This window comes from Streptomyces sp. NPDC051364 (assembly GCF_040682115.1).
Classification (GTDB): domain Bacteria; phylum Actinomycetota; class Actinomycetes; order Streptomycetales; family Streptomycetaceae; genus Streptomyces.
Genome location: NZ_JBFBAH010000032.1, coordinates 15,501 through 28,791 on the forward strand (window position 1 = coordinate 15,501; position 13,291 = coordinate 28,791).

Here is a 13,291-nt window from a genome sequence, read left to right on the forward strand (position 1 = left end):
TGAAGGAAATCTGGTGACCGGATGATCGACGTCCAGCGGCTGCGCATCCTGCGGGCGGTGGCTGAGCACGGCAGCTTCAACCGAGCGGCTGCCGCCCTGCACCTCACCCCGTCCGCGGTCTCCCAGCAGGTCGCCGCCCTGGAGCGCGGCCTCGGCGTGCCCGTGGTGGTCCGCAGCACCCGCGGCGTCACGTTCACCGAGGCCGGGCGGGTTATGGTGGAAACCGCCACCGCGATCTCCGCCGAGCTGCAGCACGCCCGCGAGCGGATCGACCGGCTCACGGCAGAACGACCGAAGCTGACGATCGCGACATTCACCAGCGGGGGCCGACTGCTGCTGCCCGCCGCACTCTCGGCGTTCACAACCGATCACCCCGAGGTCGAACTCCACCTGCTGGAGCGGGAACCCGAGGACAGCCTGCCGATGGTCCGGCAGGGCGTCGCCGACCTCGCGCTCGCCTACCACTTCGACGGCCCGCTGCCCGCCCGTCCCGGCGACCGCTCGGGCCTCGACTGGTTGGCGCTCACCGACGATCCGCTGTCCGTGGTGCTCCCCACCGGCCACCGGCTGGCCGATCGCACCTCGCTCGACCTGGGCGAACTCGCCGCGGAGCGCTGGGTGCTGGGCTGCTCGAAGACCGAGGCGTTCCTGCGCCGCTACGCCGAGCGAGCCGGCTTCGAGCCACTGGTGCGCGGCAGCACCACCGACTACTTCTTCGCCCGGTCGCTGGTCGCGGCGGGGGTCGGCGTCTCGCTGGTCCCGTCCGTCGCCCTGACCCCCGAGCAGCCCGGCACCGTCGTGGTCCCCGTCCAACCACCGCGGCCGGCAAGGCACATCGGCATCGCCACCGCCCGGCGGCAGGCGTCGGGGTCGTACACTGCGGCCCTGATACAGGCGCTGCAACGCGCGGCCGAATCAGAGGCGAACTCACCTGCATGACGCCACATCATGGCGTCGTTGTGGTGGCCGCGCGGGCTCGTGTGTCCTGTACTTCTACGACCGTGCCGCCCAATGGGCGCCAGCCTGACCGGCGACGGACCCATGCACGCATACGTCACGTCCTGCTCCGAAAAAGCCAGGCACCCGACCCCGCCCACGTCCCCGAACTCTTCGACCGGTACGGAAACATCGGCCGCGATCACTGATTCGCAGCCCCTGCGGGCGGCCGGTCGGCGGGTGCCCCGATAGCGCGAAGGAGCTTGCGAGGCCGGCCCTCGATGAACTCGTTCATGTGTCTACGCGACAGCTTCCTGACCTTCGACGATGGAAGTCAGGCCGTCGAGCAGTGCCTTGAGGCCGAATTCGAAGAGTGCGTCGAGATGCACGTCGTAGCCGTCCTCGAAGGCTCCGACCACCTTGCTGAAGGTCGGGAAGCGGCCGGATTCCACCCGAGGACGAGACCGGCGTGCGCGTCGACTTCGCGCACACGCCGTCCCGCACCTTCGACCTGGTGGTCGGGGCCGACGGACTCCACTCCACCGTACGGCGCCTGGCCTTCGGTCCGGAGGAGCGTTTCGCCCACCACCTGGGCAGCTACCTCTCGGTGTTCAGCGCGGACAACTTCCTCGCCCTGGACGACTGGCAGATATGGGCGCGGGACGGCGACACGGGCTTCGGCATCATGCCCGTACGCAGCAACACCGAACTCAGGATCGCCTTCGGCTTCGAGTCAGCCCCCCTCCCCCACGACCTCCGCAACGGCGGGGCCCTCCGGCAGCTCGTCGTGGACAAGCTCGCGTCGATGCGGTGGGAAGGGACCCGCCTGGCCGAGGCCGCCCGGAAGGCGCCCGACTTCTACTGCGACGCCATGGCCCAGATCCGCATGGACCAGTGGTCGCGCGGCCGGGTGACCCTGCTCGGAGACGCCGGCTACTGCCCTTCCCCCCTTTCGGGGCAGGGCACCAGCCTGGCCCTCGTAGGCGCCCACGTGCTGGCCGACTGCCTTGCCCAGGCCAACGGCGAGCACAGCACCGCGTATGCCCGCTACGAACGGCGGATGCGCCCCTTCGTCACCCTCAGCCAGGCCCTGGCCACCCAGAATCCCGGCGGACCCGCCTCGGTGGAATCCGTCGCGCACGCCAAGAACGCACTCTCACTGGACAGCTGATCCCTTGGCCCCGAACGGACATCAAAGCAGACAGGTACAGCACAGAATCGCACCCGCGCTCACCAACCTGCTTTCGCCGGGGCCGGCAAGCTGGCTGGTGTTCACTCGCAGATCGGCCCGCTACTCGTACCGGTACTTCAGCGAGTCCGCCTCCGCCTGCTCGATGTCGGCGATCGTCAGCTCCGGCATCCGCAGTTGGGCCAGCGTCACCTCGGCCGAGGTCGGCTGGGCGTCCGCCGGCAGCCAGTGCTCCGGCTTCCAGGCCGCGCTGCGCAGGAGCGACTTGGGGCAGTGCGGGTAGACCTCCTCGATCCCCAGCACCAGCGCACTGGCCGGCGGCTTTCCCACGGCGGTCAGCTGCGACAGCAGCTCCGGGCGGGTGGAGACGACAGCCCGGCCGTTCACCCGCAGGGTGGTGGTCCGCCCGGGGATGACGAACAGCAGCCCGGCCCGTCCGGAGGCGATGACGTTCTGCAGGGTGTCCAGCCGCTTGTTGCCGGTCGCGTCCGGAATCGCCACCGTCCGTGCGTCCAGTACGGCGACGAACCCGGCGGGGCCGCCTCGCGGCGAGACGTCGCAGTTGCCCTCGGCGTCCGCGCTGGCGATCAGGACCAGCGATGAGCAGCCGATCAACCGCCGGGTGTGCTCGGTGAGTTCGGTCATCTGCTTGCGCACGGCCGCGTCGCTGGGGAGTTCGTACGCCCGGCGCAACGCCTCCCGGTCGCGCACGGCGTCGAGGCGGAGCGAGTCGAAGGCACTGCCGGCAAGGGGTGTCGTCATGCCTCCGACCCTAACGAGCCGACCTGCGGTTGATCTTGGCCGGTGGGGGCGGGGACATGGAGACGGCCGCGCAAGTTGTCTGGTGTGTGACGATCAAAGAGGCCCGCGCGGCCATGTCCCATCCTGCCTTCTGCGGGCTGTCGCGCCAGCATCTGGGCGAGTTGGCCGCGGAACTCGTCCCGCGCTGGGTAGCGCGCTGCGAGTCCGGAGAACACGGGCAACGTGAGGACGACCGTCGGCGGGAGGCGGGGGCCGGGCCGAAATACGAACTGGTCTTCATCGACCGGCACCTGGTGATCCTGGTCCATCTGCGGACCGGGCTCACCCATAAGGCGTTGGGCGTGCTCTACGAGGTGGGATCCTCCACGATCGGCCGGGCTGTCCGGGAGGTCCGCCCGCTGCTGGCAGAGCGTGGGTTCGCCGTCCCCGACCGGCCCGGCATCCGGCTGCGGACCCTGGAGGACGTGTTCGCCTATGCCGCGGCCGAGGACGTCACCTTGCGGATCGACGGGATGGAGACCCAGGTACGCCGGGTCAAGACGTGGACCGCCGACGGCCTGCCGGCCGACTGGAAGCAGCAGATGAACCGCTGGGACCGCTTCCACTACGTCCGCGTCGCCGTCATCATCACCGCCTTCACCCTGCTGGTCGCCGCCCTCGCCTGAGCCCGCGGGGCCGAGACCGCGCAACTGGCGCGCACTCCCCTACAGAAACCTGTTGGTGGACCACGACGACCACTGCTACCTTCCTGGAGGCCGTGCGAAAGAACGAGGAGGTGGTACCCGTGAACGCAGTATCGACATGGGTGCTCCCCTCCGGGGTCACGGTCGGACGATAGGTCGTCCGGGAGCGCCGCTCTGAGCACTCCCGAAAGGCATGACCATGCACTTCACTTCCGAGCAGCGCCTCGACGACGGCGTCCTCGAACGCGAATTCACCCTCGGCGATATCCCCGGCACCCTGTGGACGCCTGAATCCGCCGCACCGGCCCCGCTGATCCTCATGGCCCACAACAACGGCCTGCCCAAGGGGGATTCCCGGCTGGTGGCCCGGGCCCGGCAATCCGCGGCGTACGGCTACGCGGTGGCCACCATCGACGCCGCCGGGTGCGGTGACCGGCCCCGTTCCGCCGCCGACGAGCAGGCCCGCGCCGACCTCCGCCGGGCGATGCAGGCCGGCGAGCCCGTCGATGAGATCTTCGAGTCCTTCATCGGCCCGCTGGTCGAAAAAGCGGTCCCGGAATGGCGGACCACCCTGGACGCCCTCCTTTCACTGCCCGAAATCGGCGGCCCGGTCGGCTACTCGGGGTGGACCGCCGTCGGCATTCGGCTGGCGGTGGCCGAGCCGCGCATCGCGGCCGCCGGCTTCTTCGCCGGGGGTTACGTGCCCCGCGCCCAGCGCGAGGAGGCCCGGCAGGTCACTGTTCCGCTGCTGTTCCTGCTGCAGTGGGACGACGAAGGAAACCCCCGGCAGCGGGCCCTGGACCTGTTCGACGCCTTCGGTACCAAGGAGAAGACGCTGCACGCCAATCTGGGCGGGCACACCGGCACCCCGTGGTTCGAGGTGGAGGACGGGAACCGGTTCTTCGGCCGGCATCTGAAGTGACGCCGGGCCGCCAGGCGGCCGGCAGCAGACGGTAAGCGGCGTCGGCCATGATGCCGCTCGTCGAGGACAGGCCCCGGCCCTCCTCGATGACGGCGCCCGGCAGATGCACAACCGCCCCGATCGCGGCGGTACCGGCCATCGGCGGTACCGGCCGGTCGGGGCGGCGCTCCGTCTCGGCGATCAGGTGGGCGCGCGCGGCTTCCTGGCTCTTGTCGCCCTGGCCCTTGAACTCCCGGCTGAAGTGCGGCTTGAGTTGGGTCCACCAGCCGTAGTCCAGCGCCGCCCATGACTGCGGGCACAGCGGGGCGCGGGTTAAGACCATCGCGGCCGCCAGGGACGGATCCGGTCCGATCTCGTTGACGGTGCAGAACGACGCGAACCCGTCGGCGGCGTCCTCTTCGAGGCCGAGGTTCGGCAGGGCAAGCTGACGCTGCAGCGCATGCCCCATCTCGTGGCCGAAAATGAACTGGGTCGTCAGCGCGGTCAGGTCGGCCTTGTTGAACTGCTCCTCGGGGAACAGGGCGGGACGCTTCACGGATTTGACGACTTCGCCGACGAACCCTTCGATCTGGGTCAAGAACGCCGGGGGCCACGAAGATCGTCCTGCCGTCGGGCTGGGTGACCGCATCCATGACCCCCGGGGGAACTTTGTCGGTGACCTTCACGACCAGGTCGTGCGGGAGGGCTACCTATGTGTTGACCCAGTCGGCGCCCTGCTCGAGCACTCGGGACGAACAGACGCGTCCGTCGGCGCGCGGCGCCTCCTCAGGAGGGAGCGACGACGATCTCACGCTTGAGGATCTTCCCCGTGGGGCCCTTGGGGAGTTCGGCCGTGAAGGTGACGATCCGCGGGTACTTGTACGCCGCCACCCGCTCCTTGACGTAGTCTCGGATCTCTTCGGCCGTCGCGTCGGCGCCCTCTCGCAGGGCGATCACCGCCGCGACCTCCTCCCCGTGCACCTCGTGCGGCACGCCGACCACTGCGGCCTCGGCCACGGCGGGGTGCTCGTACAGAACTTCCTCGACCTCCCGCGGGTACACGTTGTAGCCGCCGCGGATGATCAGATCCTTCTTGCGGTCGACGATGAAGTAGAACCCTTCCTCGTCGACGCGGGCCAGGTCGCCGGTGTGGAACCATCCGTCGCGTACGGCTTCCGCCGTCTCCTTCGGGCGGTTGAAGTAGCCGTTCATCAGGTTCTCGCCGCGGATCGCGATCTCGCCGACCTCGCCCGGGCCTGCCTCGGAGCCGTCCTCGGCGACGAGCTTCATCTCGACCCCGCGGATCGGAACGCCGATGGAGCCGGCCTTGCGCGGGCGGTCCGGGTGGTTGAAGGAGGCCACCGGCGACGTCTCGGAGAGGCCGTAGCCCTCCAGCACCGTGGCGTCGAAGCGCCGCTCGAATCCTTGCAGCACCTCGACGGGGATCGCGGCACCGCCCGAGACGGCGAGGCGCAGCCGGGAGCCGTCGAAGCTGTCGGGGAGTTCGGCGTGGAGGAGCGCCGAGTACATCGTGGGTACGCCGAGGAACACGGTGACCCCGTCACGGTGCATGACCTCCAGCGCCCGCTGCGGATCGAACCGCGGCAGCAGGGTCAGCGTCGCCCCCGCGGCCACGGACGCGTTGAGCGCGCAGGTCTGCCCGAACGCGTGGAACAGCGGCAGGCCGCCGAACAGGATGTCGTCGGGGCCGACCTGGATCAGGGTCTCGGCGGTGGTGGCCGTGTTCGAGACCAGGTTGCCGTGCGTCAGCTCGGCTCCCTTGGGCGTGCCGGTGGTGCCCGACGTGTAGAGGATCAGCGCAGGGTCCCCGTCCTCCCGGCCGACGACGCCGGACAGCGGTTCTGCGGCCGTGAGCAGGTCATGGAACGCCGAGGGGTCCGTCACCAGGCACTCGGTCCCCAGCTCGGCAGCGGCGTTCGCGACCTCCTGCGCGAACAGCGGGAACGCCACTGCGACCCGGGCCCCGGAGTCACGCAGGACGTACGCCACCTCCCGGGCCTTGAGCAGCGGGTTCATCGGCACGACCACGCCCCCGGCCCACAGGACCCCGTAATAGACGACGGGGAACAGCGGCACGTTTGGGCATGGTCATCGCTACGCGGTCACCCGGCCGCACTCCGCGGCCCTGCAGCACCGCGGCGAACCTGGCACTCGCGTCGTCCAGTTCGGCGTAGGTCAGGGTCGTGTCGTCGTGGCGCACGGCGACGGACCTCGCCGTCCAGGACCGGTGGATCTCCGGCCCGGCCGCCGTCCGCCTCCTGGAGCTCTCCGCGGCCTGCTCGCACCACGACGACTTCGGCTTGCGCATGGCCGAGCTGCGCCGCTTCTCCAACCTGGGCCCCATCAGCCTGGTCGTCCGCGAGGAACCCGACGTACGCAGTGCGCTGGCACTGCTGCTGCGCCACGAGCACATGTACAACGAGCTCCTGCACACGCGCCTGTCCGAGGGGAACGGCCTGGCCACCATCAAGGTGGACCTCAGGGTCGGCGAGACGGTGCCGGCCCGGCAGGCCACGGAACTGGCTGTGGGTGCCTTCTCCCGCATCCTGCGAGGATTCCTCGACACTCGGTGGCAGCCCCTCTCGGTGTGGTTCACCCACAGCCCTCCGGCGGACTCCGGCAGGCACCGCCGCCTGTTCGGCCCCGGGCTCGAGTTCGACCGCGAGTTCAACGGCATCGTCTTCTACGCCGACGACCTCGACGCCCCCAACGCCATGGCGGACCCGCAGCTCCGGAACTACGCCCGGCAGTACTTCGACGCCATCGCCGCCACTCCCAGGGACACCTCGGTGGCGGACCGGGTGCGCGAACTCATCGAGGCCCTGCTGCCCACCGGCCGATGCTCCATCGAGCAGGTCGCCCGCAGCCTCGGCGTCGACCGGCGCACCGTCCACCGTCATCTGGCCCACTCGGGAGAGACGTTCTCCTCGCTGCTCAACGCCACACGGCTGCGGCTCGCGGAGCAGTTCGTGGCCCATCCCCGCCGCTCTCTGACGGAGATCTCCGACCTCCTGGGCTTCTCGTCCCTGAGCGCGTTCTCCCGGTGGTTCCACGAACAGTTCGGGTGCAGTCCGAGGCAGTGGCGCAGGGAAAAGGGCGAGGAGCAGCACACGGGCCTGTCCTGACGCCCGCGGCAGCACGCAGCGCGAACGGCGCCTCGGCCGCCGCTCGCTCCTGTCCCCAAATGACAAGTCGCACGTCACCACGGGTCAAGCAGCCGTACTCACCCGGCCCTACCTTGGCTGCACCGCTCAAGGCGGTCGGCTGCCGGAGGTGAGACGGGCCGTTTCCCCTACGGCTCGCTCTCCTCCGGACCAGCCGAACACACCCGGGCCCGCACGCCCGATGTCCTCCCCGACCCGCCTGCGCCGGTCCCTGCCGCCAGAAGATCCGACTCCGCAGGTACCGACTGCCAGGGCCGGTGATCACCCGTACGCGAAGGAGAAGGACCGTGCATTTTCACGACGACTCGCTCTTCCCCGAGAACCAGGAGAAGCTCGTCATCCAGGCCGCCCCGTACGGGCCGGAGTGGCTGCCCGGCGACGCCGACGACCTGCCCCTGACCATGGACGAGCACGTCCAGGCGGCCGTCGACTGCTACAACGCCGGCGCCACGGTACCTGGGAAAGGGTCACTGTCGGTGACCCGGGTCCGGGCGAAGTGCGCATCCGGCACGTCGCCGTCGGCCTCAACTTCGCCGACACGTACTTCCGTACGGGTCTCTACTCGGTCCGGCTGCCCGACGGCATCGGCGTCGAGGCCTCAGGAGTGGTCGAGGCCGTGGGCGAGGGCGTCACCCACGTCGCCGAAGGCGATCGTGTCACGTACACCGGCAGCCCGCTGGGGGCGTACAGCACGGAGCGGGTCATGCCCGCCTCGCACCTGATCAAGCTGCCGGACGAGATCGGCTTCGAGACGGCCGCCGCCATGACCATGCGCGGCCTCACCTCGGCGTATCTGCTGCGCCGGATCCACCCGTTGAAGGCCGGTGACACCGTACTGCTCCACGCGGCGGCGGGCGGTGTCGGCCTGATCGTCAGCCAGTGGGCCAGGCTCCTCGGCGTCACCGTGATCGGAACGGTGTCCAGCGAGGAGAAGGCGGAGCTCGCACGCGCACACGGCTGCGAGCACATCATCCACTACCGGCGCGAGGACGTGGCCGAACGGGTGCGCGAACTGACCGACGGCGCCGGCGTGCCGGTCGTCTTCGACAGTGTCGGCAAGGACACCTTCACCGGCTCGCTGGCCTCGCTGTCGCGCCGCGGACTGCTGGTCTGCTTCGGCACGGCCTCCGGTCCGGTGCCACCGATCAACGCCATGCAACTCGCCATGAACGGTTCGCTCTTCGTCACCCGTCCGGCGCTGGCCGACTACATCGCCGAACCGGCGGAGCGCGACGCCCTTGCAGGTGAACTGTTCGGTCACGTCGCCTCCGGACGCATCACGATCGAGATCAATCAGCGCTACTCCCTCGAGGGCGCCGCACAAGCGCATCGCGATCTGGAAGCCGGGCGGACCACAGGGTCCTCCGTCTTCGCCCTCTGAGGACACCCCGCCACACGCCACCCGAGGAGTGAGCACCATGCCCGAAACCCTCCGGCCGAAGCAACACGCTCTGGCCCTGGTGCGCCCGCAGGCGCTCCGCACCTCCCTCACCGTCGAACCGTTGACCTGTTCCATCGGCGCCGAGCTCTCCGGCGTGAGCCTCGCCGACGCCGCTCGCGACGACGACCTGTTCGCCGAGATCAAGATCCTGCTGCTCGAGTACAAGGTGCTGTTCCTGCGCGACCAGGACATCACACGGGCCGACCACGTCGCCTTCGCCGAACGCTTCGGACCGCTGGAGGACCATCCGGTGGCCGGCAGCGACCCGGAGCACCCGGGGGCCTGGTCCGCATCTACAAGGCCGGTGCGACCGCGAAACTCTTCGCCCTGATGATCGGAATCGGCATGATCACCGGCGGAATCGCCTCGGACCGGTTCAGCCGGCGCTACCCGATCCGCAAGTGGTCCGTCGCCATCTGCTGCAGCGTGGGCTTCCTCGTACTGCTGATGACCGCGTTCCGCCTGCCTGCCGGCCCGGTGCAGCTGCTGGTGCTTGCGCTCGGAGCCCTGCTGTGCGCCGGTACGGCCGGGCCGGGAGCCGCCATGGTGGCGAATCTGACCCCCACGGCCATCGCCGCGACGGCGTTCGCCACGCTCACGCTGGCCCAGAGCCTGCTCGGACTGGCCCCCGGCCCCGCCGTCACCGGCATGCTCGCGGACCGGCTCGGTCTGCTCGGCGCGCTCCGGCTCGTCCCGCTCGTGGCGATAGCGGCCACCGCGGCCTTCCTGATCGGCCGCCACCGGTACACACGCGATCTCCACCGCCTCACCGCGCCCGCCGCGACGGCGGAGGCCGAGGAACCGGAGACGTCTTCATGACCGGGAGCGCTGTGCCGACGATCGTGATCGTTCCCGGCATGCGGGAACACGTCGAGGACCACTGGCAGACCGTTCTGGCCGAGCGGCTCGGCGATGCAGGCCGCACCGTCCACACCGTTCCCCCGCTGGTGCGCAACCGGCTCAGCCGCGACGCCCACGTCGCCAACGTGGTCGAGGTGATGGTGCAGATCACCGGGCCTGTGATCATCGTCCCCCACAGTGCGGGCGTCATGACCACGGTGCAGTCGGCCCAGTGGCACGACGCGGACGTCCGGGGCGCCCTGCTGGCCACTCCCCCGGATTTCGGGACGCCGCTGCCGGACGGCTACCCCACCCCCGACGAGCTGGCGACGCACGGCTGGACACCGGTGCCCAGGAAGCCGCTGCCCTTCCCCAGCATCGTCGCGGCCAGTTCGAACGATCCCCTGGGATCCGCGGGGCGCGTCGCCGAACTCGCGCGGGAGTGGGGGAGCCGCCTGGTGGAACTCGGCCCCGTCGGACACCTCAACCCCGCCTCCGGACACGGCCCGTGGCCCCTGGCCGAGGAACTCGTCGAGGTGCTCGAACGCCGCTGGTGCCACAGGGCCCCACAGCCCGCCTCGTAGTCCGCAGCACTCCCGCCCACGCGCCGCCGCCCGTGCCGACACAGGCCATCAACCAGCTCAAGAGCGTCCTGGTAGCGGCGCACGCTGAACCGAGGCGGCAACCGCCGGGCGAACGCGGCTCTTTACCGGATGGCCCTGGTGGAGCGTATGGGCGTGTGCCTATGGCCGCCCCTGACTCGTTCAGGGGGCCCACACCATCCATGGAATCCGCGGGAGCTGTCACGGTGGATTTTGGAGTGGTCGGTCCGCCGCGGGATCGGCCTCCAGCCCGAGGCGTACGACCTGCACCCTGACGTCGACGTCAGCCCGCTCCCCGGCGACAGTCCGCGTCCTCGGACGGCTATGGGCACGCAGCGTGACACCGAGCGAACCTCGCGCCGCCGCTGGGACAGATTGGACCCCGTTGTGCTTGTGGGCGGTGCTGGGCGCCCCGACGTACGCTCAGCAGTCAAACACCGACCAGCAGATGTCGTTCCGCAACCGCTGGTCGTCAAGTACGAGTTCCCGGATCGCCTCCGGAAGCTGGTCACGCTGCCACTGGCACTCGAGTCGCCCTGCCGCCTCGCCCTCGCCTTCAGGCGCGGCAGCACGTGCGGCCTTGATCGCATAGGCGGCCGCACCGAGCTCGTGCGCGGCGACGTGTGCGACAGCCCCGGCCTGGCCCGCAGCGTACGCGGCATGCCGTGCTGCCCCACACAGGTCTCTGGCCGCACCCATTGCATGGCCGCCTGCCGCACGTGACTGGGTCATCTTGACCTCGCCTCGCCTCGCCGGTGGCATTGTCGTCCGCTGGCATCGAGCGCCCGGGCGAGGACGTACTCGGCGCGGTCGTTGAATAGGGCTCCGCTGCTTGTGCGGGCCGCGAAGTCCTTCCTCTTCGGCTCCCACCGCTTCGGGTCATGGGTTTCGAGGCCGCCGAGCAGGTTCTTGAACGCGTAGAGAGCGGGGGCGTGGTCATCTTCGTGCCAGGCGTCAGTAGCGACAACGGGCCGATCTTGGTTCGGTTCGGCGACTCTGGCTAAATGCACTGGTCAGCGGCCCTACGTTCCAGTTCTATGCCAGTTGTTTCCCGTCCGGCGATCAGTTGCCCGCTATGGCCGGTTCGCGGCCGAGCCGACGCCCGGTGAGCTGGAGCAGATCTTCCGCTCGGACGCGGCCGGGTTGGAGGCGGACCGGGCCCAATGGGGCGCCGGCGAACCGGCAGCGGAGACGCCTGCGGCGCGCATTCCGCACCGTCAGCCGGTAACGCCACACCACGCGTTCGGGGCGGTCAGGACAGCCGGCACGCGTGGAAACGGTTGGAGTGGATGTTCCCGAACGACGCGGGGATCCGGGCGATGCCCTGGTCCGGGCGGATGGTCCGACTCTGGCCCCGGTACTCGGTGCTGCTGTACACGGTGACGCACCGGCCCCACAGCCGGCCGTTGCGGCGCCACGTCCGGGCACTGTTCCACACCGACTCACCGCCGTTGAATCCGACGTACGCGGTCGTCTCCGGGTACCGCGGCATGTCCTGCGAGACGAAGCTCGCCACGCCCGTGTAGCCGGGGCCGGTCCAGCCGCACACCCAGCCGGAGGTGCAGGGCTCGGACGGGACGGGGACGGCGGCCTGCGCCGGCGGGGTGGCGGGGGCGAGGGTGAAGGCGACGCAGACCGCACCGCTGACGACCACGGCGGCCAGGGCGTGTACGGTCACGGGGATCACCGCCGCTCTCCGGGAGGCCGCAGGCCTCGCGGCGGCCTGCGGGGGCTGCTGTTCCAGCGCACCTCCGTTCCGCCTTGATCGCATCACCGGACGTCGTGCCCGGTGCCGGTCGTAGCCGCCTGCGACCGGCCGTCGGCGCAGTGGCACCACACCCCTGGTTCCGCCTTGATCCCCCGGACAGAACCAGGCGGGCCCGGCCCTTCCCGGTATCGGCACGTTCAAATCCGGCTTCGCGTACTGACACGCCCGCCCCCGCAGGCCGAGCTCGAACAGTGCGCACTCTGCCCGAGACACGGGCGTCGGCCGGGCCGCTGAGCGGCCCGGACCTTCAGCGGATCAGGCGTGGACCGGATGCCAGGGGGTGCACTTGCGCTCGCTGCCCTTCACGACGCACCCACGCAGCTTGTACTGGTGCCCCTCGGGCAGGTTGCCGGAAGCGACCTTCATGTAGATCGCCTTGTGGCCGCGTGTGGAGGCGATGCGGCCGTTGCTCAGCTCGGCCTCGACCGCCCAGCCGTCGGGGCTGATGTCCTTGGCGATGAGGGAGTCGCCCGGGATGTCGGGCGCGGGCTGCGGGTCGGCGTTCCACCGGGCGAAGCCCATCTCGTGGCCGTCCCTGGGGCTGAAGATGTTGATCGTGAACGACCCGTCCGCCGACATCGCGGTAAGGCCCGTGACCCCGGTCGTGGACACGGAGACGTCAATGTCGGGCGTGAGGTCGCCCGTCTCGTCGGCGCTGGCGGTTCCAGCCCCGGCCGTGAGCGCCACGCCGACGAACAGGGCGGCCGTACTGAGGACCGCGCCGACGCGCTTGTGTATCGAACCCATGATTTCCTTCGTTCCCGCGCGCGACGGCACACCGCCGCACGCACGCTCTCCCGCCGGCCTCGAACGTCGCTGGCGGTCAGTCAAGAAAACTGTAACCAGGCCCTGTTGGGAACCTACTGGCGGGTACCTCTCGAGTCGGCACGCCCGACGGGCGGCTTCGGCGGTGTCCAGGAACAGCGGGGTGAGTACGTCTGAGCGTGCACAGCGATCCGCAAGCTCATTGCGCGAGGTCAGGGC

General features: G+C 70.0%; 15 protein-coding genes and 3 pseudogenes. 10 read left to right on the forward strand and 8 right to left on the reverse strand.

The genetic code is table 11. The features are described from left to right. Positions 1 to 21: 21 nt before the first annotated feature. On the forward strand, positions 22 to 939 hold the full coding sequence (locus AB0M76_RS36065; RefSeq protein ID WP_365956972.1) for a LysR family transcriptional regulator: 918 nt from the start codon (positions 22 to 24) through the stop codon (positions 937 to 939). Positions 940 to 1,235: 296 nt separating this feature from the next. Here the strand turns inward: AB0M76_RS36065 and AB0M76_RS36070 are convergent, their stop codons facing one another. Then, positions 1,236 to 1,388, reverse strand: coding sequence for a TetR/AcrR family transcriptional regulator C-terminal domain-containing protein (locus AB0M76_RS36070; protein ID WP_365956973.1), 153 nt, complete (start codon positions 1,386 to 1,388; stop codon positions 1,236 to 1,238). Positions 1,389 to 1,405: 17 nt separating this feature from the next. On the opposite strand from AB0M76_RS36070, the gene AB0M76_RS36075 reads away from it, so the two are divergent. Continuing rightward, a complete protein-coding gene (locus AB0M76_RS36075) occupies positions 1,406 to 2,107 on the forward strand; it encodes an FAD-dependent monooxygenase (RefSeq protein ID WP_365956974.1) in 702 nt (233 codons plus the stop codon). 120 nt (positions 2,108 to 2,227) lie between these two features. Here AB0M76_RS36075 and AB0M76_RS36080 read toward each other — a convergent pair whose 3' ends face one another. Further along, the gene (locus AB0M76_RS36080; RefSeq protein ID WP_365956975.1) at positions 2,228 to 2,887 is read right to left on the reverse strand and encodes an MSMEG_1061 family FMN-dependent PPOX-type flavoprotein; all 660 of its coding nucleotides are present in this window, start codon (positions 2,885 to 2,887) and stop codon (positions 2,228 to 2,230) included. Positions 2,888 to 3,000: 113 nt separating this feature from the next. Here AB0M76_RS36080 and AB0M76_RS36085 point away from each other — a divergent pair, with 113 nt between their 5' ends. Both AB0M76_RS36085 and AB0M76_RS36090 read left to right on the forward strand, forming a co-directional pair. Further along, positions 3,001 to 3,552 (forward strand): transposase family protein, encoded by a 552-nt coding sequence (locus AB0M76_RS36085; RefSeq protein WP_365956976.1) that lies wholly within the window; start codon positions 3,001 to 3,003, stop codon positions 3,550 to 3,552. A 217-nt stretch (positions 3,553 to 3,769) separates the two neighbouring features. Then, a complete protein-coding gene (locus tag AB0M76_RS36090; protein ID WP_365956977.1) occupies positions 3,770 to 4,492 on the forward strand; it encodes an alpha/beta hydrolase in 723 nt (240 codons plus the stop codon). 415 nt (positions 4,493 to 4,907) lie between these two features. Here the strand turns inward: AB0M76_RS36090 and AB0M76_RS36095 are convergent. The 3 genes and pseudogenes from AB0M76_RS36095 to AB0M76_RS36105 form a co-directional block, all read right to left on the reverse strand. After that, positions 4,908 to 5,120 (reverse strand): annotated as a pseudogene (locus AB0M76_RS36095) (hypothetical protein); the annotation flags it as partial. A gap of 137 nt (positions 5,121 to 5,257) precedes the next feature. Beyond that, positions 5,258 to 6,568: a long-chain fatty acid--CoA ligase gene (locus tag AB0M76_RS36100; protein ID WP_365956978.1), complete on the reverse strand. Its 1,311-nt coding sequence runs from the start codon at positions 6,566 to 6,568 to the stop codon at positions 5,258 to 5,260. Further along, positions 6,462 to 6,692, reverse strand: coding sequence for an AMP-binding protein (locus AB0M76_RS36105; RefSeq protein WP_365956979.1), 231 nt, complete (start codon positions 6,690 to 6,692; stop codon positions 6,462 to 6,464). The genes AB0M76_RS36100 and AB0M76_RS36105 overlap by 107 nt, the downstream gene beginning before the upstream one ends. Between AB0M76_RS36105 and AB0M76_RS36110 the strand changes: the two genes are divergently transcribed. The 6 genes and pseudogenes from AB0M76_RS36110 to AB0M76_RS36135 all read left to right on the forward strand — a co-directional run bounded on the left by AB0M76_RS36110 (position 6,676) and on the right by AB0M76_RS36135 (position 10,521). Next, positions 6,676 to 7,617 carry an AraC family transcriptional regulator gene (locus AB0M76_RS36110; protein WP_365956980.1) on the forward strand — a complete coding sequence of 314 codons (942 nt, stop codon included), beginning with the start codon at positions 6,676 to 6,678 and terminating at the stop codon, positions 7,615 to 7,617. The two genes, AB0M76_RS36105 and AB0M76_RS36110, sit on opposite strands and share 17 nt — an antisense overlap. 326 nt (positions 7,618 to 7,943) lie before the next feature. Further along, positions 7,944 to 8,051: pseudogene (locus AB0M76_RS36115) on the forward strand (3-keto-5-aminohexanoate cleavage protein); the annotation flags it as partial. A gap of 101 nt (positions 8,052 to 8,152) precedes the next feature. After that, on the forward strand, positions 8,153 to 9,037 hold the full coding sequence (locus AB0M76_RS36120) for a quinone oxidoreductase (RefSeq protein ID WP_365956981.1): 885 nt from the start codon (positions 8,153 to 8,155) through the stop codon (positions 9,035 to 9,037). Positions 9,038 to 9,074: 37 nt separating this feature from the next. Further along, positions 9,075 to 9,428 carry a TauD/TfdA family dioxygenase gene (locus tag AB0M76_RS36125; RefSeq protein ID WP_365956982.1) on the forward strand — a complete coding sequence of 118 codons (354 nt, stop codon included), beginning with the start codon at positions 9,075 to 9,077 and terminating at the stop codon, positions 9,426 to 9,428. Continuing rightward, on the forward strand, positions 9,428 to 9,916 hold the full coding sequence (locus tag AB0M76_RS36130) for a hypothetical protein (RefSeq protein WP_365956983.1): 489 nt from the start codon (positions 9,428 to 9,430) through the stop codon (positions 9,914 to 9,916). Before AB0M76_RS36125 ends, AB0M76_RS36130 begins: the two co-directional genes overlap by 1 nt. Beyond that, a complete protein-coding gene (locus tag AB0M76_RS36135) occupies positions 9,913 to 10,521 on the forward strand; it encodes an alpha/beta hydrolase (protein WP_365956984.1) in 609 nt (202 codons plus the stop codon). Before AB0M76_RS36130 ends, AB0M76_RS36135 begins: the two co-directional genes overlap by 4 nt. A 441-nt stretch (positions 10,522 to 10,962) precedes the next feature. Here the strand turns inward: AB0M76_RS36135 and AB0M76_RS36140 are convergent. The 3 genes and pseudogenes from AB0M76_RS36140 to AB0M76_RS36150 all read right to left on the reverse strand — a co-directional run. Beyond that, positions 10,963 to 11,286 (reverse strand): annotated as a pseudogene (locus tag AB0M76_RS36140) (putative immunity protein); the annotation flags it as partial. A gap of 505 nt (positions 11,287 to 11,791) precedes the next feature. After that, positions 11,792 to 12,217: a peptidase inhibitor family I36 protein gene (locus tag AB0M76_RS36145; protein WP_365956985.1), complete on the reverse strand. Its 426-nt coding sequence runs from the start codon at positions 12,215 to 12,217 to the stop codon at positions 11,792 to 11,794. Positions 12,218 to 12,562: 345 nt separating this feature from the next. Continuing rightward, positions 12,563 to 13,054 (reverse strand): hypothetical protein, encoded by a 492-nt coding sequence (locus AB0M76_RS36150; protein WP_365956986.1) that lies wholly within the window; start codon positions 13,052 to 13,054, stop codon positions 12,563 to 12,565. Between the last annotated feature and the right edge of the window lie 237 nt (positions 13,055 to 13,291).

Coding starts and splice junctions, on each gene's coding strand:
- AB0M76_RS36065 (WP_365956972.1), top strand. CDS start 22: ATGATCGACGTCCAGCGGCTGCGCATCCTGCGGGCGGTGGCTGAGCAC.
- AB0M76_RS36125 (WP_365956982.1), top strand. CDS start 9,075: ATGCCCGAAACCCTCCGGCCGAAGCAACACGCTCTGGCCCTGGTGCGC.
- AB0M76_RS36085 (WP_365956976.1), top strand. CDS start 3,001: ATGTCCCATCCTGCCTTCTGCGGGCTGTCGCGCCAGCATCTGGGCGAG.
- AB0M76_RS36135 (WP_365956984.1), top strand. CDS start 9,913: ATGACCGGGAGCGCTGTGCCGACGATCGTGATCGTTCCCGGCATGCGG.
- AB0M76_RS36090 (WP_365956977.1), top strand. CDS start 3,770: ATGCACTTCACTTCCGAGCAGCGCCTCGACGACGGCGTCCTCGAACGC.
- AB0M76_RS36150 (WP_365956986.1), bottom strand. CDS start 13,054: ATGGGTTCGATACACAAGCGCGTCGGCGCGGTCCTCAGTACGGCCGCC.
- AB0M76_RS36130 (WP_365956983.1), top strand. CDS start 9,428: ATGATCGGAATCGGCATGATCACCGGCGGAATCGCCTCGGACCGGTTC.
- AB0M76_RS36080 (WP_365956975.1), bottom strand. CDS start 2,887: ATGACGACACCCCTTGCCGGCAGTGCCTTCGACTCGCTCCGCCTCGAC.